23 protein-coding genes and 2 pseudogenes are annotated in these 22125 nt (G+C 63.0%); 15 read left to right on the plus strand and 10 right to left on the minus strand.

The genetic code is table 11. The annotated features are described in order from the left end of the window. The first annotated feature begins 40 nt into the window (after positions 1–40). The 11 genes from KG088_RS04210 to KG088_RS04260 all read left to right on the plus strand — a co-directional run bounded on the left by KG088_RS04210 (position 41) and on the right by KG088_RS04260 (position 13865). Entirely contained in the window at positions 41–532 is a 492-nt protein-coding gene (locus KG088_RS04210) for an Lrp/AsnC family transcriptional regulator (RefSeq protein ID WP_213824245.1), read from the plus strand. 171 nt (positions 533–703) lie between these two features. Further along, the gene (locus KG088_RS04215) at positions 704–1573 is read left to right on the plus strand and encodes a carbon-nitrogen hydrolase family protein (protein WP_213824246.1); all 870 of its coding nucleotides are present in this window, start codon (positions 704–706) and stop codon (positions 1571–1573) included. Between the two features lie 60 nt (positions 1574–1633). Next, complete coding sequence (locus KG088_RS04220) at positions 1634–3214, plus strand: biotin carboxylase (RefSeq protein WP_213824247.1); 1581 nt, start codon at positions 1634–1636, stop codon at positions 3212–3214. 62 nt (positions 3215–3276) lie between these two features. Continuing rightward, positions 3277–4275: a C45 family autoproteolytic acyltransferase/hydolase gene (locus KG088_RS04225; protein ID WP_213824248.1), complete on the plus strand. Its 999-nt coding sequence runs from the start codon at positions 3277–3279 to the stop codon at positions 4273–4275. 54 nt (positions 4276–4329) lie between these two features. After that, on the plus strand, positions 4330–7113 hold the full coding sequence (locus tag KG088_RS04230; RefSeq protein WP_213824249.1) for an aminotransferase class I/II-fold pyridoxal phosphate-dependent enzyme: 2784 nt from the start codon (positions 4330–4332) through the stop codon (positions 7111–7113). A 234-nt stretch (positions 7114–7347) separates the two neighbouring features. After that, on the plus strand, positions 7348–8841 hold the full coding sequence (locus KG088_RS04235) for an NAD-dependent succinate-semialdehyde dehydrogenase (protein WP_213824250.1): 1494 nt from the start codon (positions 7348–7350) through the stop codon (positions 8839–8841). Between the two features lie 68 nt (positions 8842–8909). Next, entirely contained in the window at positions 8910–10319 is a 1410-nt protein-coding gene (locus KG088_RS04240; RefSeq protein WP_213824251.1) for an aminotransferase, read from the plus strand. A gap of 89 nt (positions 10320–10408) precedes the next feature. Further along, the gene (gene eutB / locus KG088_RS04245; RefSeq protein ID WP_213824252.1) at positions 10409–11407 is read left to right on the plus strand and encodes a hydroxyectoine utilization dehydratase EutB; all 999 of its coding nucleotides are present in this window, start codon (positions 10409–10411) and stop codon (positions 11405–11407) included. Positions 11408–11453: 46 nt separating this feature from the next. Continuing rightward, on the plus strand, positions 11454–12395 hold the full coding sequence (locus tag KG088_RS04250; RefSeq protein ID WP_213824253.1) for a cyclodeaminase: 942 nt from the start codon (positions 11454–11456) through the stop codon (positions 12393–12395). A gap of 45 nt (positions 12396–12440) precedes the next feature. Beyond that, positions 12441–13001, plus strand: a complete 561-nt coding sequence (locus KG088_RS04255; RefSeq protein WP_250148057.1) for a cupin — start codon at positions 12441–12443, stop codon at positions 12999–13001. 180 nt (positions 13002–13181) lie between these two features. Continuing rightward, positions 13182–13865, plus strand: a complete 684-nt coding sequence (locus KG088_RS04260; RefSeq protein ID WP_213824254.1) for a haloacid dehalogenase type II — start codon at positions 13182–13184, stop codon at positions 13863–13865. 124 nt (positions 13866–13989) lie between these two features. On the opposite strand, the gene KG088_RS04265 is transcribed toward KG088_RS04260, so the two are convergent. Together KG088_RS04265 and KG088_RS04270 are read right to left on the minus strand one after the other, a co-directional pair. After that, a complete protein-coding gene (locus tag KG088_RS04265; protein WP_213824255.1) occupies positions 13990–14559 on the minus strand; it encodes a carboxymuconolactone decarboxylase family protein in 570 nt (189 codons plus the stop codon). Between the two features lie 85 nt (positions 14560–14644). After that, complete coding sequence (locus KG088_RS04270) at positions 14645–15235, minus strand: TetR/AcrR family transcriptional regulator (protein ID WP_213824256.1); 591 nt, start codon at positions 15233–15235, stop codon at positions 14645–14647. A gap of 155 nt (positions 15236–15390) precedes the next feature. Here KG088_RS04270 and KG088_RS04275 point away from each other — a divergent pair, with 155 nt between their 5' ends. The 4 genes and pseudogenes from KG088_RS04275 to KG088_RS19490 all read left to right on the plus strand — a co-directional run. Further along, entirely contained in the window at positions 15391–15789 is a 399-nt protein-coding gene (locus KG088_RS04275; RefSeq protein WP_213824257.1) for a hypothetical protein, read from the plus strand. Further along, positions 15790–17799 (plus strand): PqqD family peptide modification chaperone, encoded by a 2010-nt coding sequence (locus tag KG088_RS04280; RefSeq protein ID WP_319941384.1) that lies wholly within the window; start codon positions 15790–15792, stop codon positions 17797–17799. It begins immediately after the preceding gene. Between the two features lie 134 nt (positions 17800–17933). Continuing rightward, the gene (locus KG088_RS04285) at positions 17934–18248 is read left to right on the plus strand and encodes a hypothetical protein (protein WP_213824259.1); all 315 of its coding nucleotides are present in this window, start codon (positions 17934–17936) and stop codon (positions 18246–18248) included. 101 nt (positions 18249–18349) lie between these two features. After that, positions 18350–18823 (plus strand): annotated as a pseudogene (locus tag KG088_RS19490) (DinB family protein); the annotation flags it as partial. A 152-nt stretch (positions 18824–18975) separates the two neighbouring features. Here the strand turns inward: KG088_RS19490 and KG088_RS04290 are convergent. The 8 genes and pseudogenes from KG088_RS04290 to KG088_RS19510 all read right to left on the minus strand — a co-directional run bounded on the left by KG088_RS04290 (position 18976) and on the right by KG088_RS19510 (position 22116). Beyond that, complete coding sequence (locus tag KG088_RS04290; protein WP_213824260.1) at positions 18976–19674, minus strand: DUF3047 domain-containing protein; 699 nt, start codon at positions 19672–19674, stop codon at positions 18976–18978. Positions 19675–20100: 426 nt separating this feature from the next. Beyond that, complete coding sequence (locus KG088_RS04295) at positions 20101–20439, minus strand: hypothetical protein (RefSeq protein WP_213824261.1); 339 nt, start codon at positions 20437–20439, stop codon at positions 20101–20103. Between the two features lie 249 nt (positions 20440–20688). Further along, positions 20689–20820, minus strand: a complete 132-nt coding sequence (locus KG088_RS19830; RefSeq protein ID WP_264759030.1) for a hypothetical protein — start codon at positions 20818–20820, stop codon at positions 20689–20691. Positions 20821–20905: 85 nt separating this feature from the next. Next, positions 20906–21073 (minus strand): annotated as a pseudogene (locus tag KG088_RS19835) (DUF3047 domain-containing protein); the annotation flags it as partial. Between the two features lie 12 nt (positions 21074–21085). Next, positions 21086–21331: a hypothetical protein gene (locus KG088_RS19500; protein WP_250148058.1), complete on the minus strand. Its 246-nt coding sequence runs from the start codon at positions 21329–21331 to the stop codon at positions 21086–21088. After that, a complete protein-coding gene (locus KG088_RS04305; RefSeq protein ID WP_213824262.1) occupies positions 21328–21534 on the minus strand; it encodes an anti-sigma factor family protein in 207 nt (68 codons plus the stop codon). Before KG088_RS04305 ends, KG088_RS19500 begins: the two co-directional genes overlap by 4 nt. Further along, positions 21531–21716, minus strand: coding sequence for a sigma factor-like helix-turn-helix DNA-binding protein (locus KG088_RS19505; protein WP_250148059.1), 186 nt, complete (start codon positions 21714–21716; stop codon positions 21531–21533). Before KG088_RS19505 ends, KG088_RS04305 begins: the two co-directional genes overlap by 4 nt. After that, positions 21634–22116, minus strand: a complete 483-nt coding sequence (locus tag KG088_RS19510) for a sigma factor (RefSeq protein WP_319941379.1) — start codon at positions 22114–22116, stop codon at positions 21634–21636. The genes KG088_RS19505 and KG088_RS19510 overlap by 83 nt, the downstream gene beginning before the upstream one ends. Between the last annotated feature and the right edge of the window lie 9 nt (positions 22117–22125).

A 22125-nucleotide genomic window follows, 5' to 3' on the forward strand; every position in this document is an offset into this window, starting at 1 on the left:
CTGCCCGAGAAACGCATGAAGCTTGCCACCAGAGACGCGCATGAAGCTTGATCGCTATGACCTGAAGATCCTCGAGATACTGTCCCGAGACGGGCGCATCACCAAGTCGAAGCTGGCCGAGGCGATCAACCTCTCGGTGAGCCCCTGCTGGGAGCGGGTCCGCCGGTTGGAGAAGGCCGGTATCATCGAAGGCTATGGTGCGCGCATCAACGCCGAGGCGGTGGCGCGGCGTACGCCGGTGTGGGTGCAGATCGAGCTCAAGGCCCACAACGCCGACAGTTTCGCGCGTTTCGAGGCGCTGGTTCACGCCACGCCCCAGGTCACCGAATGCGTGGCGGTCGGCGGTGGCGTCGACTATCTGATCAAGGTCGAGGCCGACTCCATCGATGCCTATCAACGCTTGATCGATGCCTGGCTGACGGGCGAAGCAGGCATCGAGCGTTACTTCACCTACATCGTCACCAAGACAGTCAAGCGACCCGCGCCGGGCGTCTCGTTAGACGATGTGGCGCAGGATTTCCAGCGCCGCTGATACGCAAGCGAAACTTCAGCGTTGATGTCATTGATGCAAGAACTGGCTTAAACTTGAACAATCTGGGTGAGTTTGGCTCACCCCCGCCGGGCGATCCCACCGGCATGGTGCCGGTCGGTGTCGACAGCGCCCTGTAAGAATTTGAAGATCGCCTGACGAAGAGAGATCAATATGTCCTATTTCACGATTGCCGGCGTGCAGATGCACGCCCTCCATCACGGTGATAATACCGATGCCATGCGCCATCGGGTCGACGTGCTGATGAGCCGCTTCCCGCAAGTTCAGATGGTGCTGTTCAGCGAGCTGATGCCGATGGGCGCCTCGCCGCTCCATGCCCAGCCGATGCCCAGCAATGCCGAAGCGATGTTCTGCCAACTCGCCGAGCAGCATCGCATCTGGTTGATTCCCGGTTCGATGTTCGAGAAGGTCGATGGGCAAATCTACAACACTCTTTCGGTGATCAACCCGCATGGCCAGGTCGTGGCCCGCTATCGCAAGATGTTCCCCTTCCTCCCCTATGAGGCGGGCGTGGAGAGCGGCAGCGAGTTCGTCACCTTCGACGTACCCAACGTGGCGCGCTTCGGGGTCTCGATCTGCTATGACATGTGGTTCCCCGAGACGACCCGCACCCTTGCCACCATGGGCGCCGAGGTGATCCTGCATCCCACCATGACCGATACCATCGATCGTGACATCGAGCTGGCCATCGCCCGCACCAATGCCGCGATCAACCAGTGCTACTTCTTCGACATCAACGGCGCCGGGGCTATCGGTAATGGCCGCTCCATCGTTGTCGGGCCTTCAGGAGACGTCATCCATCAGGCCGGCACGGGAGAGGAAGTCATGCCCATCGAGATCGACCTCAATCGGGTGCGGCGTGAGCGCGAGACCGGCCTGCGTGGCCTGGGGCAGCCCTTGAAGAGTTTCCGTGACCGTAATGTCGACTTCTCGCTGTACCAAGGCGAAGACCGTTCCACACCGTTCCTTGACACCCTGGGACCGCTGGCCAAGCCATTGCGTGCCAACATCGAGGACTATTGACTGACTCATGCCGCCGTGTGGCGGTGACGCGACCAGGAGAACGATATCCTCGATCGCCTGATGCTGGCCCTGCGGCGTCTGTTTGGCCAGCTATACACACAAGTGTTTGCCACTGCCGTGCCCGCTGGTGCCGGGCCGGTGCCTGCCAAGACCGATGGAGCGACCCCGATGAGCAAAATAAAAAACATTGCCGATGTCCGCCGACACTTCCTGAACAACAAGGAACCGATCTACTTCATTTCGGCGACCAATTTCAACCTGCTCGGCATTGGCGATTGGGTGGGCAACTTCCGCCACATCAATTACATCGATTGTTTCGAGGGCCAACAGCGCAACGTCTTCGTGCCCAAGGAGAAATTCCCGCGCGACTTCGAGAGCATTGAGGACATCAACAACTACCTGCTCGAGCACAAGGAGGTCATCGACTTCATTCAGTCACGCGCCGACGGCGACAAGGCCGGCGTGGCCGCGTTCCTGATGTTCGATGAGCACACCGAAGAGATCTGCAAGCAACTGGGGCTAAAGGTCGCCTTCCCCCCGGCAAAGCTGCGTCAGCGCATGGATAACAAGATCGAGACGGTACGCATCGGTAACAAGGTCGGCGTACCCAGCGTGCCCAACGTGCTGGCCAAGGTCGGCAGCTATCAGGAGTTGTGTGACGTCAGCCGCGATCTGGGCACCGACCTGGTCGTGCAGACCGCCTTCGGCGATTCCGGTCACACCACCTTCTTCATCTCCAGCGAAGACGATTACTACAAGCATGCCGAAGAGATCGAGGCCGAATCCGAGGTCAAGATCATGAAGCGCATCAATTGCCGCGGCTCGGCCATCGAGGCCTGCTCCACCCGCTGTGGCACGGTGGTGGGGCCGCTGATGACCGAGCTGGTGGGCTTCAAGACGCTGACCCCTTACAAGGGCGGTTGGTGCGGCAACGAGATGTTTGCCGGGGCCTTCAGTCAGGAAGTTCGTGACAAGGCGCGCGAATATACTTTTCTCTTTGGTGAGGCGCTGCGCGAGGAGGGTTATCATGGGTACTTCGAGCTCGACTTCCTGATCGATATGGATTCGATGGAAGTCTATCTCGGCGAGCTAAACCCTCGCGTTACCGGCGCCAGCTCGCTGACCAACGTCGCAGCTTTCGCCCACTCCGACATTCCGCTGTTTCTCTTCCATCTACTGGAGTTCTCTGGGCTCGACTTTGATCTTGACATCGACGAGATCAACGAGCGCTGGTCGCACCCGGACAGCGTTGATAGCTGGAGTCAGCTGGTGATCAAGCACACTGACGAGAGTGTCGATCTGCTCACCCAGGCCCCACGCACCGGCCTATGGCGCATGACCTCGGACGGCGTCATCGCCTACGATCATTACAGCTACCATCCCCACTCTGCCGAGAACGAGAACGAAGCCTTCTTCCTGCGCATAAGCGGAGCCGGCGACTTCCGTTACGAGGGGGCGGATCTGGGTATTCTGATAACCCGCGGCAGGCTGATGGACGACGACTTTCAGCTCAATGAGCGGGCCCATGCCTGGATTGCCGGCATTCGCGGCCAGTATGCCGGTCAGTCACTTCAGGATCCGGTTGTTGAGGAGGTTGCGGTTAGCCACGCCGTCGGCGGCGGCAACTTCAAGATTCTTTGAGGTGGCAAGGCTCTTTAAGACGGGAGATTGGCGCCACCCAGGGTGGCGCCTGACGGGCTGACATGGAAAAGACTCTGGTATTTCGCTCCGTGCGCGAGGGGCCTCCGGGCTCAAAGTGGCAGTCGCTATTCGACTATCATTGGCCGGCCTATGAAAAGTGGTATCTGGCCGAAGGTGAACGCGAGCGTCCGGGCTATCTAGCCTGCTACAACGCGATGAAAAAGCACATGCCGGAGCTTATGCCGACTTACCGGGCCTTGTGCGGGCTGGCCGGCGGAGGAGACCTGGCTTCGCGTTTTTTAAGTCTCTACCAGCCACCACCGTACATTACCGGCTGCTCCCAGGCCGTCCTGGCAAGCCCGTCCTCGACGGTGCTGGCGCGCAACTATGATTATCCGCCGGAGCTGTGTGAGGGCACGATTCTTTACACCAACTGGAACGGACGTCGGGTGATCGCCATGACCGACTGTCTTTGGGGCGTGCTCGACGGCATGAACGTTAAAGGCCTGGCAGTGTCTCTGGCCTTCGGTGGTCGCAAGGCGGTGGGTGATGGGTTTGGGGCGCCGATCATCCTGCGCTATATCCTCGAATTCTGCGACACGGTGCCCGAGGCGGCCGAAGTGCTGGCACGGGTGCCGACTCACATGGCCTACAACATCACCGTGGCCGATTCGGCTGGACGCTACATCACGGCGATGATCGCGCCGGACCGGCGAGCCAGCATCCGGCGTGTTGCTGTGGCCACCAACCATCAGAAAAAGATCGAGTGGTATGCCCACGCCCTGGCCTCTGAAACCCTGATTCGTGAGCGCCAGTTGTCGATTCTGGTGGATGATGAGGCCACGACAGAGGAGCGCCTGATCTCGGCCTTTTCTTCTCCGCCATTATTTCGCCACGACTATTCTCGTGGGCTCGGCACCATCTACACCGCTGTCTATCGTCCTCACGCGGGGCAGGCGCGGTATAAATGGCCGGGCAAATGGCTCAACTTCTCCTTCGATGATTTTTCCGAACAGCAACTGATAGTCCGTTACGGTGCGCGCAACCTGAACGTCGGGTGAAGCCCCGGGGTTGGCTAAGGCCTTCGATAATCTACATTACGCACGGGTGTCGTTATGCAAGAGACAAGTAATACCGAAACGCCTTATACCGCGCTGGGTTTTTACCACAAGATCTCGCAGTTGCGTGCCGATACCTGGAACGCACTCAAGCGCGATCTCGGCCTGTTGGTTCGCCGGGACGACGCAAGCCGCGCCAAGAACCTCATCAAGGCGATCGACGTCAAGATGACTCGGCTGGAGATCATCGAGGACTACCACGCCTTTCCCTCCAAGGAGGATTTTCGGCATCTTTGGTCGCTGTTCAACCGGGGTGAGTACGTGCTGCTGGAGAAAGTGGTCAAGCGCCTCGTGCGAGCGCTGATCAGCGAATCCTACCGCCGGCGGCACGTGGATCTCAGCGAAACCGACGCCGATGCCGAGGACCTCGAGACCCTTGACGCCTTGAACCAGCTGCGGCGGGGCCATCCGGCGTCGAACAGCTCGGCGCAGCCTTACTTTGAGCTGTTGATCGTCGACAACTTGTCTCCTCAGGAGGAAGAGGTCGTCCGCGAGGCCTTCCACAACATGCGCCGTCCCGAGGACCGCTTCGTCTACGACGTGGTCACGGTAAGAAGCTTCGAGGACGCCTTGATCGCGGTACTGGTCAACCCCAATATCCAGGCTTGCCTGATCCGCTACGAGTTTCCGTACAAGTCGAAGTACAACCTCAGTGCCCTGCGCAATTACCTCGAAGGTCTCTCGGAGAAGTCTCTGGAGAACCAGTCCGAAGCGGAGCGCAGCATCCTGCTGAGCTCGATGATCAACGAACTGCGTCCTGAGATCGACCAGTTCCTGGTCACCAGCGGCGATGTGGAGGCGACGGCGAGCCAGGACATCCGCTTCTTTAACCGCATCTTCTACCGTGAAACGGACTATATAGAGCAGCATCACACCATTCTGCGGGCCATCGATAACCGCTACCGCACGCCGTTCTTCGATGCCCTGCGCGAGTACAGCAAGAAGCCCACCGGGGTCTTTCATGCCATGCCCATCTCGCGGGGCAAGTCGATCACACGCTCCCACTGGGCCGGGCAGATGATTGATTTCTACGGCATCAACATCTTCCTCGCCGAGACGTCGGCGACCTCCGGCGGGCTCGATTCACTGCTGCAGCCCTATGGACCGATCAAGAAGGCCCAGGAGTATGCCGCCCGGGCCTTCGGCGCGCGCCAGAGCTTCTTCGTGACCAATGGCACTTCCACCGCCAACAAGATCGTGGTCCAGGCGCTGGTCAAGCCCTGCGATATCGTCTTGATCGACCGCGATTGTCACAAGTCCCACCACTACGGGATGGTGCTGTCGGGGGCCCATGTCAGTTACCTGGATTCCTATCCGCTCAACGATTACTCCATGTACGGCGCGGTGCCGCTGCATGAAATCAAGAAAACGCTGTTGAGCTACAAGCGTGCCGGCCAGCTTCACAAGGTCAAGATGTTGTTGCTGACTAACTGCACCTTCGACGGCGTGGTCTACAACGTGCGTCGGGTGATGGAGGAGTGTCTGGCGATCAAGCCCGACCTGGTCTTCCTCTGGGACGAGGCCTGGTTCGCCTTCGCGGGCTTCAACCCGACCTATCGGCCACGCACTGCGATGCATACCGCGCGTACCCTGTGCGATCGCTACCGCAGTGCCAGCTATCGCGATGAGTACGCCATCTGGAAGGCCGAGTTCGACCAGCTCGATCACGATGATGATGCCACCTGGCTCGACCGCCGCCTGATGCCGGACCCCGACGCCGTGCGCATCCGTGCCTACGCCACACACTCCACGCACAAGACCCTGACCTCGCTGCGCCAGGGCTCGATGATTCACGTCTGGGACCAGGACTATCGCCAGCGGGTAGAGGCGCCGTTCCATGAAGCCTACATGACCCATACCTCCACCTCGCCCAACTATCAGATCATCGCCTCGCTGGACGTCGGACGGATGCAGGCGGAGATGGAGGGCTTCGAACTGGTACATTCCCAAGTGGAGGCGGCGCTGACGCTACGCGAGCAGCTGTATACCCACCCGCTGCTGCAGAAGTACTTCCGGGTGCTCAAGAACAGCGACATGGTGCCCGAGGAATACCGCGAGTCTGGCGTCGAGTCCTACTACGACCCAGTGACCGGCTGGAACCAGATGGAGGAGGCCTGGGCGCGCGACCAGTTCGTGGTCGATCCTACCCGTGTGACCATCGCCATCGGCACGACGGGTGTCGACGGCGATGCCTTCAAGAACGAATACCTGATGAACAAGTACGGCATCCAGATCAACAAGACCTCGCGCAATACCGTGCTGTTCATGACCAACATCGGCACCACGCGCGGCTCCATCGCGTATCTGCTCGATGTGTTGATCAAGCTGGCCAAGGAGTTCGAATACCGCTGGGAGGAGAGCAGTCGCCCCGAGCGCAAGATCATCGAGAACCGGGTGCGTTCACTCACCCAGGAACTGCCGCCACTGCCTGACTTCAGTCGTTTCCATGATGCCTTCCGCCCCGACTCGGGCGGGAACACGCCGGAGGGGGATATCCGTCGTGCCTACTTCCTGAGCTACGACGAGGAAAACACCGAGTACTTGCGTTTCGACAACGGTGAGCTGCAGGCGCAGATGCGTGCCGGCCGCGATGCGGTGTCGGCAAGCTTCGTGATTCCCTATCCGCCAGGCTTTCCGGTGCTGGTGCCGGGTCAGGTGGTCAGCGAGGAAATTCTTTACTTCCTGCAGGCACTCGATGTGACCGAGATCCATGGCTATCGTCCAGAGCTCGGCCTGCTGGTCTTCACCGAGGAGGCGCTGATCGATCCCCCGGCCGGTTGAGCGTTCCGCCCCCACAGCCGGGGGCGAAACTTCCATGCGCAGAAAAAACCGCACGTTCCCCGCTCAGGACAAAAAATCTTCTGGTCAAGCGTGGCGTTAACAAAAAGTCCCATCCCGCCGAATCCCTTACCCTGTCTGCATCGAGTCGCCCTGGATCTATGACGAACAGGCGGCCCGGCCATTTATTGCCCTGGCAGGAAACCGTTCCCTGCCAGGGCATCAGGGGAGGTGCCCATGAAACTGTCCAAGACTTTGTTGAATGCTCTGGAAGATCCGCGTCTGTTTCGCCAGTACGCCTATGTCGACGGCAAGTGGACCCACGGCGACGGCGGCCGCGAAGAGACCGTGATCGATCCGGCCACCGGCGAAGCCCTGGGGCATATCCCCTGGCTTGAGGCCAATCAGATCCTCGCCGCGGTGGACGCGGCCGATATGGCCTTCGTGCAGTGGCGGGCGTTGCGTGCCGACGAGCGTTGCGAGCGCCTGCTGGCCTGGTATGACCTGATTCAGGCCAATCGCGAGGACCTGGCCACCATCATGACGCTCGAGCAGGGCAAGCCGTTGCCCGACTCGCGTGGCGAGGTGGAATATGGCGCCAGTTTCGTGCGCTGGTTTGCCGAGGAGGGCAAGCGCACCTTCGGCGAGACCATTCCAAGCCACATTCCCAATGCGGCACTGGGCACGATCAAGGAGCCGGTGGGTATCGCCGCGCTGATTACCCCGTGGAATTTCCCCTTGGCGATGATCACCCGCAAGGCGGCGGCCGCCATGGCCGCCGGCTGCACGGTGATCGTCAAGCCCGCCAACGAGACGCCATTCTCGGCACTGGCGCTGGCCGAGCTGGCCGAGCGTGCCGGCATCCCCGCCGGGGTTTTCAACGTGGTGCTGGGTGACCCGCCCGAAGTATCGAAGCTGCTGTGTGCCGAGGAGCGGGTCAAGGCGCTCTCCTTCACTGGTTCCACCCGCGTGGGACGGTTGCTGCTGGAGCAGAGCGCGAGCACCGTGAAACGCGTCTCGCTCGAACTGGGGGGCAACGCGCCCTTTATCGTCGGGCCGGACATGGATCCCAAGGAAGCGGCCTATGCGGCCGTCGCGGCCAAATTCCAGACCGCCGGTCAGGACTGCCTGGCGGCCAATCGCATCCTGGTCCACGAGTCGATCCACGATGCGTTCGTCGAGCAGTTCGCCGAGCGCATGTCCGCCTTGACCGTGGGCAACGGCCTGAAGAGCGAGATCGACCTGGGGCCGTTGATTCATCGCCAGGCGGTGGATAAAGCGGCCTCGATCGTCGACGATGCCATTTCCCAGGGCGCCACCCTGGTGGCCGGCGATCAGAGCGCCGCCCCCGGCCCCAATTTCTTCATGCCGGTGCTGTTGACCGGCGTGACGCCGAAGATGAAAGTCTGGCGCGAGGAGAATTTTGCCCCAGTGGCCGGCATCACCGCCTACGCCAATGACAATGAAGTGATCGAAATGGCCAACGATACCGAGTACGGCCTGGCAGCCTATGTCTACACCCATGACATTCGCCGCATCTGGAAATTGTTGCGCGCGCTTGAGTACGGCATGGTCAGCGTCAACTCGGTGAAGATGACCGGGCCCCCGGTGCCGTTCGGCGGCGTCAAGCAGTCGGGGCTGGGCCGCGAGGGCGGCATCACCGGGATCGATGAATACCTTTCAACCAAGTATTACTGCCTGGGTGGGCTGGGCTCCGTGTCGGGCAGTTGACAGCACAAGACTAACATCGTGATTTTCTCCCCGGTGCAGCCGGGGAGTTTACCTGAGAGAGAAGAGATATGAGCTTGCACCAGGACCTGATCGAGCGCGATCGCAAGGTGACCTTCCACGCCTCCACCCACCTGCGTAATTTCGCCCAGGGCGATCTCCCGGGTCGTGTGATCACCGGCGGCAAGGGCATCCATATCGTCGACAAGGATGGCCGCGAGTTCATCGACGGCTTTGCCGGGCTCTACTGCGTCAACATTGGCTATGGCCGTACCGAGGTCGCCGAGGCAATCTACCAGCAGGCGCTGGAGCTGTCCTACTACCACACCTATGTGGGGCATTCTAACGAGCCTCAGATCGCGCTCTCAGAGAAGATCCTCGAGCTCTATGGCCCGGGCATGTCCAAGGTCTACTACGGCATGTCCGGCAGTGATGCCAACGAGACCCAGCTCAAGATCGTGCGTTACTACAACAACGTGCTGGGTCGCCCCCAGAAGAAGAAGGTGATCTCGCGGATGCGTGGCTACCACGGCTCCGGTATCGCCTCAGGCTCCTTGACCGGCCTCAAGGCGTTCCATGACCACTTCGACCTGCCGATCGATACCATTCGCCACACCGAGGCGCCGTTCTATTACCATCGCGCCGCCGAGCTCGAGGGCACGACCGAGCGCGAGTTCTCGAAGCACTGCGCGGCGAAGCTCGAGGAGATGATCCAGACCGAAGGCCCGGACACCGTGGCTGCCTTCATCGGCGAGCCGGTGCTCGGTACCGGGGGCATCGTGCCGCCGCCGGAAGGCTACTGGGCGGAGATCCAGACCGTGCTCGCCAAATACGACATTCTGCTGATCGCCGACGAGGTCGTCTGTGGCTTCGGACGCATCGGTACCGGATTCGGCAGTCACTTCTACGGCATCAAGCCTGACCTGATCACCGTGGCCAAGGGCCTGACCAGTGCCTATCAGCCACTCTCGGGCGTGATTGTCGGCGACCGCGTCTGGCAGGTGCTCGAGCAGGGCACTGGCGAGTATGGCCCGATTGGTCACGGCTGGACCTACTCCGGCCATGCGCTGGGCTGTGCCGCGGGCCTGGCCAACCTGGCGATCATCGAGCGCGAAGGACTGACCCAGAATGCCGCCGAAACTGGCGCTTACTTGCAGCAGCAGCTTCAGGCGGCTTTCGGGGATCACCCCATCGTCGGTCAGGTACGCGGTGTAGGTATGCTGGCGGCAGTGGAGTTCTCCGCCGATCCGACCAATCGGGTACATTTCGATCCGGCGCTCAAGGTCGGCCCGCGCATTGCCGCGGCGGCGATGCAGGAGAACCTGATCGCCCGCGCCATGCCGCAGGGGGATATCCTGGGCTTTGCGCCACCGCTCATCACCAGCCGTGCCGAGGTCGACGAGATCGTCACCCGCGCCAGGCGTGCCGTGGACAGCGTGCTCGACGAGCTGGCCGTCAGTGGTGATGTCCAGGCTGCCTGAGCTTAGCAGGCCGCGAACGACCGGTAATTGACAGGATCGACGTGGGTAAGAATCCTGCGGCGATCCTTATCATGTCCGTGGAGATAGTGATGCCCATTCTTGGCCATGGTGTCAGCCTGGCGATGCTCTACCTGGCCCGCCAGCGGCTGCTGGGCCAGGTGGCCCGTACGCCGCTGATACGCTCGTCGGCGCTTAGTGCACGCTTCGATGCCGAGATCCTGCTCAAGCTCGAGACGCTCCAACCGACCGGTGCCTTCAAGCTGCGTGGCGCGACCAACATGATCGCCGCCCTGATCGAGCGCCACGGGCGTGATGCCCTGCAGACGGGGGTGACGACTGCTTCTACCGGCAATCACGGCCGGGCGGTGGCCCATGCGGCGGCGCGCCTGGGTGTGCCGGCAGTGATCTGCCTTTCAAGACTGGTTCCCGAGAACAAGGTGGCCGCCATCGAGGCGCTGGGCGCCGAGGTGCATCGTGTCGGCCGAAGCCAGGACGAGGCGTTCAAGGAGGTAGTGCGTCTGGTCGATGAGGAGGGCATGTCCCTGATACCGCCCTTCGACGACGTATTGATCGCCGCGGGACAGGGCACCATTGGCCTGGAGCTGATGGAGGACGCGCCCGATCTCGACCGGGTCGTCGTCGGGCTCTCCGGCGGAGGCCTGCTGGGGGGCATCGGGGCCGCCGTCAAGGCAATCCGCCCCGCGACGCGTATCACCGGGGTGAGCCTGTCTCGGGGGGCCGCCATGTGGGAAAGCCTGCAGGCCGGGAGGCCCGTCGAGGTCGAGGAGGTCGAAAGCCTGGCCGATTCGCTGGGCGGCGGCATCGGACTCGACAATCGCTGTACCCTGGCGCTGGTCCGAGAGGTGATGGACGACCATGTCCAGGTCTCGGAGGTTGCCATCGCCGGGGCCATGGTCGATATCTTCGCGGATGAAAAGCTGCTGGTGGAAGGCGCCGCGGCGGTGGGGCTTGCCGCCATCGCCGAGCACGAACTGGACGTGCGCGGCCAGACAGTGGCCCTGATCCTCTCCGGCAACGGCGTTTCGCTGGAGACATTCGACCATGCGCGCGCCCTGGCGGGGCGATAAGCTACCGGCTGTTCCTCCTTTTTCCTTTTTCCGTCTGGAGATCGTTATGCAACTCTATCATCGCGATGCCATCGAACGGGCCGTGACGATCGACCACGACGCCCTGGCCGCCATGGAGGCGGGCTTCGCGGCGCTGGGGCGTGGCGAGGTGGTCCAGCCGCCGATCCTCTCCATGGTCATCGAAGAGGCCAATGGTGAAGTCGACGTCAAGACAGCCCATATCCGTGGGGCGGCGCGCTTTGCCATCAAGGTCAGCCCCGGTTTCTTCGACAATCCCAAGCTCGGCCTGCCGAGCCTCAACGGGCTGATGATGGTCTTCTCGGCGCAGACCGGACTGGTGGACGCCGTGCTGTTCGACGAGGGCTACCTGACCCTGGTGCGCACCGCCTTGGCCGGCGCTATCGCGGCGAAGCACCTATCCCGCGAGAACAGCCGCCGCGTCGCTGTACTGGGCGCCGGTGAACAGGCCGAGCGTCAGATCGAGGCCCTGCGGCTGGTGCGCGACATCGACAGCATCGATGTCTGGTCGCGCCGCCGGCAAGGTGCCGAGGCCTACGCCGAGCGGATGCGTGGCCGGGGCCTGGCGGTGACGGTCCATGACAGCGTCCACGCCGCTTGTGCGATGGCCGACATCATCGTCACCACCACGCCGTCCCGGGAACCACTGCTGCATGCGCGCGACCTGCCCGAGGGCGTGCATGTTACCGCGATGGGCGCCGACAGCCCCGCGAAGTGCGAGCTCGATGCCTCGGTGATGACCCGCGCCGATGCCTTCGTCTGCGATACGCGTACCCAGAGCGAGGCCAATGGCGAGCTCAAGGCATTCGGCGGCAAGGAAGTGCCGTTCAAGGTCCACGAGCTGGGCCGCGTGATCGCCGAGCGCCAGCGCCTTCGGCTCACGGACGCGACTATTACGGTCTGTGATCTGACCGGCACCGGCGTGCAGGATACGGCCATTGCCGATTTCGCACTCGACCGACTGGCTTGAAGCCAGTTGACTTGTCATAACGCACGATGGATCAAGGAAGCCCCGATGCGACATAAGCCTACCCCACCCTTCACCGCGTCGCCGACCTTGCAGACTGGCGGCACCGAACAAGTTCCCGCGCCGCAGACGCTGCGCTTCGAAGCGCGCGGTGGTTTCCCCAACTCGCCGTTGCCGGTGCTGATCTACCGCCAGCTGTTCGGCGGTTCGGGCGATGAACTTGCAACGGCCTTCGAGACGCTGTTCGAGCGTCACCGCTGGCCGCCGCAGTGGCGCTATGGGCTCTTTGATTTCGATCATTTCCATTCCACCGCCCACGAGGCGCTGGGCGTATTCAGCGGCAAGGCGCACATTCGCCTGGGCGGGCCGCAGGGCGATGAACTCGATGTGGCCGCGGGTGACGTGCTTATCCTGCCGGCGGGCACCGGCCACGCCTGCCTGCAGGCTAGCGACGATTTCGCAATGGTCGGCGCCTATCCGCCGGGCCAGGTCTGGGAAGTGGAGCGGGGCGATCCCGCCGAATTGGCCGCTGCCCAGGCGCGAGTCGCTCGGGTGGAGCTTCCCGCCGACGACCCGGTGGGAGGCGAGCTGCTTACGCTGTGGCGCTGAACCGTATTGGTATCCCACTCGGCTGAGCCATCGCTTTGCTGAATGCCCGTCTACATGCCTACGGCTTTTCACGGTCCTGACCTGGCCATGCGCCGATATTAGCCGATCGTCTTGCCGAAGCCGGTTAAAGAAGCCAGTCTGGAAGGCGATCTAATGAGCTTGTCAATGAGGACGGATACCATGAAACGTGCACTAGCCTTTGATGTCTACGGCACCCTGATCGATACCCACGGCGTGGTCGCCGAGCTGGAAACGCGTCTGTCAGCAGGCGACAAGGCAGACATGGCGCCCGAGTTCTCGCGTCGCTGGCGCGACAAGCAACTGGAGTACAGCTTTCGGCGTGGTCTGATGGGGGCCTACGTGGACTTTTCGCAGTGCACGCGTGAAGCACTGGAGTTCGCCGATCGCGCCTTGCAGACGCGTTTCTCCGATGCCGACAAGGATCATCTGATGGCGACCTATGCCCGCTTGCCGGCCTTCCCGGACGCAGCGGCGGCACTTGAGCGCTTTCAGCAGGCCGGCGTGACCTGCGTGGCGTTTTCCAACGGCAGCCGGGACGCGGTCGAAGGGCTGCTGAGTCAAGCCGGTATCCGGGAGCGCTTCGACGACGTGATCAGCGTAGAAGAGGTCAAGCGCTTCAAGCCCGACCCGGCCGTCTATGCCCACTTGAGGAACCGCCTCGATGTCGCCCCCGATGATACCTGGCTGGTTTCCAGCAATCCCTTCGATGTGATCGGTGCCCGCCATGCCGGCCTGCATGCCGCCTGGGTCCGGCGAAGCCTGGATGCACCCTTCGACCCCTGGGGCATCGAGCCCGACATGACGGTGTCTGACCTCGATGGCCTGGCCGAACGGCTGTTGTGAGGCATTCTCAATCCTCACTTGGCAACGCTGTTATCTGAACGCCGATGACAGTAGACCTTGGCGCCACGATGGCCGGACAGGGCGTTTTTATACATAGCGTAAGGGGCATCGGTCGGGCTGACGTTTACCCTTTCCAGGCGTGCCCCGCGAAGGCCTCGTCGAGTTCGGGATGGTTGACGTGGTTGGAGTAGTTGGAGAGTGTCTTGACCGCCAGGGCCAGCACGATCTGCAGCACCTGCTGTTCCTCGAAACCGGCGTCGAGGAACGCCTTGACGTCACCTTGGTGGGGCATGCCCCGGCTCTCGAACATCACCTTGGTGAACTCGGCAAGGGCCGCGAGGCGCTCGTCCGGGATTGGCTTGTCGTTGCGAATCGCGTCGATGACCTCGGCGGGCACCTGAGACATCTTCTCGGCCAGCATGCTGTGGGCCGACATGCAGTAGCCGCAGCCATTGAGGCGGCTGACGGTCAGGAACACGACCTCCTGTTCGGGTGGCGCAAAGCCGGAGTCCTCGCGAAACAGCTCATAGCCGTGCAGGTAGGTGTCCAGCACACCCGGTGCCTTGGCCATGCCCTCGTACATGTTGGGCACGAAGCCCAGCTTGGCGTTGGCCTGCTCGAGCAGTGGCTTGGCCTTGGCGTCGGCATTGTCGAGGGTCTGGGGGGCCAGTTTCATCTGATAGTCGGCCGACATAATGCATCTCCTTCTTCGTATTGGGTCTTGCGTATTGCGCTATTTATGGAACGATTGGTCCATATTTGGCAAATATCAATCGACGCTAACGGCGTAAACCGGCGAGCAGCAGTTCCACCGCTTGGCGGGCCTGCTCGGCATCTGCGCCACTCTTCAGCAGGGTCCTGAGTCCTGCCATGCCCATCGTCAGATAACTGGCGAGCGCGCGAGTGTCCTGATCCGGGGCAATATCGCCGGCTGCCTGAGCCTGCTCCAGCGCCCGATGGAACAGCGCGGTGATGGCGGCAATGCTCTGGCGAGCGTGTTGGGCGGGCAGGTCGCCACGCTGGCCGAGTTCGCTCGTCGAATTGAAGATCAGGCAGCCCAGGGCGGCGCGCTCGCTGCCGGCTTCGCCGGCGGTTTCGCGAAAGAGGTCTTCCAGGAAGGCCATGGCCGAGGGCGCTGCCTCGAGACGACGCCCCAGTCGGCCGACCAGGGCCTCGCGATAGCGGCGCAGTGACTCAAGGAACAGCTGCTCCTTGTTACCGAACGCCTGGTAGAGGCTGCTGCGCGAGAGGCGCATGGCCTCGAGAAGGTCCCGGGTAGAAGCGTTGTCGTAGCCTCGGGCCCAGAAGACCTGCATGGCGGCGCTGGCAGCCTCGTCAGGGCTGAAGGCAATGGGGCGTCCTCGTGTCATGCCCTCAATTTAGTACCGGTCGTTCCATAAATCAAGTCCGCGACAAATCGCGTTCCGGTTGCTATCGCTGTAAGGAGCGTGTCAGCACGACGACACAGTGAGTACGCGACAACAACCCCACGCCAATCACGATGGCCGGAGAGGAGATGCCGAGCATGATGGAGCCGCATTCGCCGACAAGACGCTTCTGGCTGGGTGGCAAGCGAGCCGACGAGCAGGACCGCTTCTTCCGCGAGGCACTCGAGCCCCTGGGCTGGGAGGTCGGCGACGAGCATGACTGGGACGCCGGCTGGATCACCGGCATGCCGGATGCCGCGCAGTTCCGGCGCGTCTCGCCTAAGCGCAAGATGAATCACTTCCCGGGCAATGCGGCGCTGACCGTCAAGAGCCGCCTCCACGATAGTCTCGCCACGCTTCGCGAGCGCATCCACGAGCGCTATGGCGCCGACCATGAACTTGCCCGGCGCTTGGCGTTCTTTCCCCGTGCCTACGTGATGCCCGGCGACTACCACGCGCTGCAGGCCGCCGCCCTGGCCAACCCGGACCAGCGCTAGATCCTCAAGCCCACCAATGCCTCCAAGGGCAAGGGCGTGCGGGTGCTGAAGGACGTCGCCGAGGCGCCGCTCGCGCCGGACTGGCTGGTGCAGGAGTACATGGCCAATCCGCATACTATCCGCGGCCACAAGTATGTCCTGCGCCTCTACGTGCTGATCGCCGCGCTCGAGCCGCTGCGCGTCTATCGCTACCGCCAGGGCTTCGCCAAGCTGGCCTCGGAGCCCTGGGACCCCGAGGATGCCGACAATCCCTTCAGCCAGCTGACCAACCCGGACATCAACGCCCTCAACGTCGGCGCCGAGGTGCCGGTGGAGTTTATCGACCTCGACCGCTACCGCCAGTGGCTGCGCGACCAGGGGCACGACGATGAGGCGCTCTTCGCGCGGATCGAAGACCTGATCGCCCTGACCATGATCTCCGCCGTCGACGCCATGCGCCGCCGCACGGCACAGGCCGGCGCCGATCCGCACGGCTGCTACGAACTGCTGGGACTCGACTGCCTGGTGGACGACACCCTCACGCCCTGGCTACTCGAGTGCAATCTCAGCCCGTCGCTGGGCATCTGTGCCGCCCCGGAGACGGGCGGCCGCGTCGAGGAAGCCGTCAAGGGCGGGCTGGTGCATGACCTGGTCGCGCTGGTCGATATTCCCGGTCATGCCATGCCCCGGCCCGTCTCGAGCGGGCAGGACCCTGACGACAGCGCGTGGCTGGTCGCCGAGACCAGGGCCGAGCAGGCCCGCGCCGGTGGCTTCCTGCCCCTGCTGCCGGCCGCCGAGCCCGAGCGCTACCTGCCTTATTTCACCCTGCCCAGCCTGGCCGACCTGCAGCTGGCCGAGGGCCTGACGGGGCGCCCCCTGGCCCGTCCGCGGTTGCAGCGGCGCCACGTGGCAGAGGTAGTCGAGGAGGAGCGTCTTGCGCTCTACGCCACCCGCAGCGGTCGCTATTACCGGCCCAACGACACGGCGGCGCTGATCTGGCTGCTGGCCACCGACGGGCTGGCCCCCGATGCCATCGCCGATGAGCTGGTGCGTGCCACCGCCGAGACGGGCACGCCGCCGGACGCCGCGGCACTGCGTCGCGACGTCTGGACCACGCTTGGGGACTGGTGTCGTGAAGGCCTGCTCTGCCAGCAGGGCGACCCCTCGGCGGCGATCCCGACAGCGCCCGAGACCCATGTGGCATCAGCGAAGGCGTCCCCCGCGAGGCCTGCCATGCGACTGAGCCTCGCCGGCCGGGGTTGGGCGCTGGAGATCGCCAGCGGCCCCGCCGAGGCACGGCTGACGACCCTCATGGCGGGGCATCTTGCGCCGCTGGATGAGCGCGGTGAAGAGACGAGACGGCTGCCACGCCTGGCCGTGCTGCGCGAGACGTTGGGTTACGCCCTGGCCGCCGACGACCGACTCGTGGCATCGCGCCTGACGCTGGCGCAGCTGGGCCCCGTCCTGCTGGGGCATCTGATTCGCCAGGCCGCGATGCCGGGACGGCCGGTCATCGACGCCGGCCTGCTGATCACGCCAGGCGGTAGCGGAGTGCTCTGTCTGCTCCCCGAGGGCGAGGCGAGCCGCACCCTGCTGGCGCGACGGGTATCGGCATCGGGGGGAGCGCTGACCCGCGGCGTGCGCCTTGACCTGTCGGACCCGCAAATCGCCGAGCCGCTGGGGTTTCCCGTGCCGGGTGTCGGCTTCACTGCGCTGGAGGCATTGCCCTCGACCTTGAAAGTCCGAGGCGTGCTAATGCCCTACAGCGGGAGTGCCGATGCTGAGCTTACGGCCGCTACCACGCTGGAGGCCCTCGGGGCCCTGTTGCCACGTTGCCTCACCGCCGATGGCGAGGCGCTGGATGCCGAGGAGGTGTCGAGCCTGGGCGAGTGGCTTGCCGGGCTAGCGCATTGCGCCGTGGCGCTCGGTGAGGACACACCATCGTCCGCCTCGCTGGCCGAGTGGCTGAGCGCTTACATCGAACCCGCTACCCCGAGCACGGCATCCGCCCTGGCCATGGCCAAGGGATGACGGGGGGCACGAGCAGACGGCGGTGTCGCCCCGGGGGACAGCGCCGCTGACGAAGCCGGCGCCACGCAGGCCGACTTCACGGCACGACGACATGCGAGGCATGTCGCCCATTGTTTATCGAGGAGGTCATGATCATGACACTGCAAGACGAGAAGCGTCGTAGCCTGCTGGGTCGGCTCAGCCGCCAGCTGGGCTATACCGCACCCGCGCTGCTGTTGGCCGCAAGCGGGGCGGCCTTCCAGGCCGTGGCCAGTGACACGCCCGCCGAGTCAAGCTTTTCCAACAGCTACACCAACGGTCAGGAAGCTCCCCTGATGCTGGCCGAGGCCCATGAGGAGGAAGCGGAAGGCGAAGGCGAGGGTGAAGGTGAAGCGGAAGGTGAGGGCGAAGGCGAAGCGGAAGGTGAGGGCGAAGGCGAAGCGGAAGGCGAGGGCGAAGCCGAGGGTTGAGCCGAGCCCGTGAACGTCGCCAGGGCCGGGCCGGACGCCATGCGTGCCGGCCTGGTCTTCCCCAGACCGCCCCCATCACCGGACCCAACAGGACACCTGCCATGTCACGTCATCCCTCCAGGTCGACCCCTTGCCCCGAAGGGCTCATCGAGGAAAATCGTCTGGCGCTTGCCCAGCTGCGCGGCATGCTCGACCACCTTGCCCCCGACACCTATCGGCAAGCCTTCGGCGAGCATGGCCGTCACACGCTCGGCAAGCACGTCCGCCACATCATCGATCATTATGATGCCCTGCTCGACGGCCTCGAGAAAGACGAAGGGGGCATCGACTACGAGCGGCGCCGCCGCGACGAGGCCCTCGAGCAATGGCCGCAACAAGCAGCGGGTCATCTGGCCGGCAGCGAGGCATCGCTTGCATCATTGACCGCTCAACCATGGCCGGAACGGCTGACCCTGGGCTATCGCCTCGATGGGGATGTCCTCGGCGTGTCGTCCAGCCTGGCCCGCGAGCTGGCCTTCCTGACCAGCCACACCATCCATCATATGGCGATCATCGCGCTGCTGGCGCAGCAGGCCGGCATTCGCCTGCCCGAAGCGTTCGGCGTACATCCTTCCACGCTGCGCCATTGGCAGCGGGCGTCAGAGACGCAGGCGCTAATCTTTCCAGCTCGCTGCGGCTCTTGTCTGACATTATCGTCTTTGGTGGCGGTCACGAGGTCATCCGTCCATCACGGGCATTCGGGCGGCTCGGGGCTGGCGGAGAACGCCAGGTGCGTGAACCAGGCTGTCGCATCGACATCGGCGTTGTCGCCGTCGCTCATCAGGGCCAGGCCATCGATGCTGTCCGGGCTGCTGTCGAAGAAGCGTTGATAGTCCTCGCGAACGTCGCGGACTTCCGCCACCCACTCGCCCACCTTTGCTTCACCGCTCTGCAGTGCGAGCAGGTGGGCGCGTGAGGTGAAGGCGTTGGGCCAGTCCGCGCCTGTCGGCTGGCTCGAGGACCAGACATAGTTCACCGACTCGACCTGCCAGGGCAGCAGGCCCGTCTTGTGGGCCACATAGACCCTCGCCGGGTAATCGTCCCCGGACTTGCGCGTCTCGTCGAGCCCCTCATGGACCCCCGAGACCTGCCAGCACCATTTCAGATACGGGGTCTCGCGCAGGTCGATTTCGCGCTCCAGGTATTTCGCCGAGGCCTTGCCCTTCGATCGCGCCTCGAGAACGTCGCGGCCTTCGCGCTCGACGAGTCGATACTCGGTCTCGTCGGCGAAGGAGCGGGTGGGCCAGCCCTGCATCTCACGAGCCGAGAAGGTCGCTGCTTCAAGCGGAGTGGCAATGCCGGCCAAGGAGATGACGGGCAGCGCAAGGACAAGAAGGCGGAAGGCCGACAAGGGGCGGCGCTTTGCCAGGATGCATGTGAGCTTCATGGGTTGCTTTTCACCTCCTCCGTGTCATCGCTCGCGGGGGTCTTATGTTGGCCGGCCTTATGAAGCAGCGCAAACTGCCGCTCGATGGCCTCGTTGTCCCTCTCACCCTCGAGAGGCTGCCATTTGCCCTGGCGCTTCTGTGCTCGCATGGCATCGAGGATCCTGTACTTGAGGATGCCGAAGACCCAGGTCTCGTAGCCTGAGCATCCTGCTGATGGAAGGCCCCTCGAGAATTAGTACGGCGGTCAAGTACCTATTGAGTTCTACACGCTCAATCATCGCCCCGATGAATGAAGCGAGAATATGTGAGCTTACAGGAGCTTATGCTTGGCACATCACGTAATCGGGCCACCCGACCGGGTGGCCCGTGACCTCTGTGACGCGCTATCTGCTGTCCAGCCACAAGATGCGCCGTTTGCACTGAGTTCAACTTCTTGTACCTTGCCTTGGGCTGCCAACCCTGGTGTCGGTATATCCAGGCTTATTAACCTGCTGAGGCGCGGCCTGGTTACTCTCGACCTTAACATACTCACGATGGGTCCCCTCGCGATTGCCACGTAGTGCCGGGCTGTCGACCTCGAAGGCAGTGCGGTATCTGGCTTGGTCACCCTGCGGGTCTGCGCGTACGCTATATTGATGAGTATTTTCCCGGGTGCCGCCCTTGAGGCGAACCTGATCCGACTCTGCGGCGCTGGCCTGGGTAGCCACGCCAGCGAGCAGAAGAACGGAGACCAGCGCAGCGGGAAACAGCTTTATGGATTTCATGACACACCTCCCATTCGATTAAGATTTGAGTGCCACACGGCGTGCGCCCTCAGTCCTTAGTATAGTAAGGCGCGGCAATGAGCTTACGGCGGAGGTTGGCTGCTCACAGACCATGTTTCACTATATTTAGGTCTAATCAGTCCAAGTAGGGTTATAAGGCGATGAGTCAAAAAGTTACCGCTGAGTAGCAGGCCGACTGAGCCAGGGCCACCGAGCCGATAAGCCAAGGCGGCCCTAACCTACAGCCGATCAGGCCGTTTCCTGCCAGTGCAGCTCGTGAGGGTCGAAGCCGTCCAGAAGCCGGGGCTTGACGACATCGAACCAGGGAGACAGATCGAAATCCCGCGGGGTGAACAGGGTATGGTGGCGCCGCCGGAACATCGCCGTCTGGCCCTCGACGGAAATCGGCAGGATGGGATAGCGAATCGACTGGAAGGCCTCGGGCCACTATCGGCTGGCTCGAGGACCAGACACAATTCACCGACTCGACCTGCCAGGGCAGCAGGCCCGTCTTGCGGGCCACATAGACCCTCGCCGGGTAATCGTCCCCGGATTTGCGCGTCTCGTCGAGCCCCGCATGGATCCCCGAGACCTGCCAGCACCATTTCAGATAAGGGGTCTCGTGCAGGTCGATCTCGCGCTCCCGTTATTTCGCCGAGGCCTTGCCCTTCGATCGCGCCTCGAGAACGTCGCGGCCTTCGCGCTCGACGAGTCGATACTCGGTCTCGTCGGCGAAGGAGCGAGTGGGCCAGTCGTGCATCTCACGAGCCGAGAAGGTCGCTGCTTCAAGCGGAGTGGCAATGCCGGCCAAGGAGATGACGGGCAGCGCAAGGACAAGAAGGCGGAAGGCCGACAAGGGGCGGCGCTTTGCCAGGATGCATGTGAGCTTCATGGGTTGCTTTTCACCTCCTCCGTGTCATCGCTCGCGGGGGTCTTATGTTGGCCGGCCTTATGAAGCAGCGCAAACTGTCTGTCGCATTCCCGGCAGGCACCGCACAGCGAGAGGTGTAGCCGCAGCGACAGCCGTTCCTGGAACCTCAATGGGCGGTCCTGCCGCAACGACATCAGCCGGGTCGCCTCTTTGCACATCATCATGTCGCTGTCTCCTTTAGCCAGCCTTTCTCTATGCAGGCCCTGAGCCGAAGCCTTGCGCGATGCAGTATCACCCAGCAGTTGTTCTCCTTGATGCCGAGCTCACGGCAAATGTCCTCGGTGGAGAGTCCCATCAGCTCCCGCAGGGAAAATACCCTGGCGGCGCTGTCCGGCAGGGCGATCATGCAGGCATCGAAGACTTGCCAGAAGTGCTCGTTCTCGAAAGCCGCCTCGGGCTCTCCCCCAACTCGAAGGCCGGGCGTCTTTCTGCCACCGCCCGTTCTGTTGGAACTGACGTTCTATGGCCTCGTCATCCCCCTCATCATCGAGCGGCTGCCATATGCCCTGGCGTTTCTGGGCGCGCATGGCATCGAGGATCTTGTACTTGAGGATGCCGAAGACCCAGGTTTCGTAACCTGAGCGTCCGGCAAAGCTTCCATCCTTCTCGAGGGCCGCCGTCAGGGCTTCCTGAACGGCATCTTCGGCCCTTGAGAGGTCCCGTAAATGCATCAGGGCAAAGGAAACCAGTCGCGGGCGTACCTCTGTCAGGCGCCGATGACGCGCCTCGGATGTGTCTTGGGTCACGGGATGGCA

Origin of the sequence: Halomonas jincaotanensis (assembly GCF_018448785.1) — a bacterium.
GTDB lineage: Bacteria > Pseudomonadota > Gammaproteobacteria > Pseudomonadales > Halomonadaceae > Halomonas > Halomonas jincaotanensis.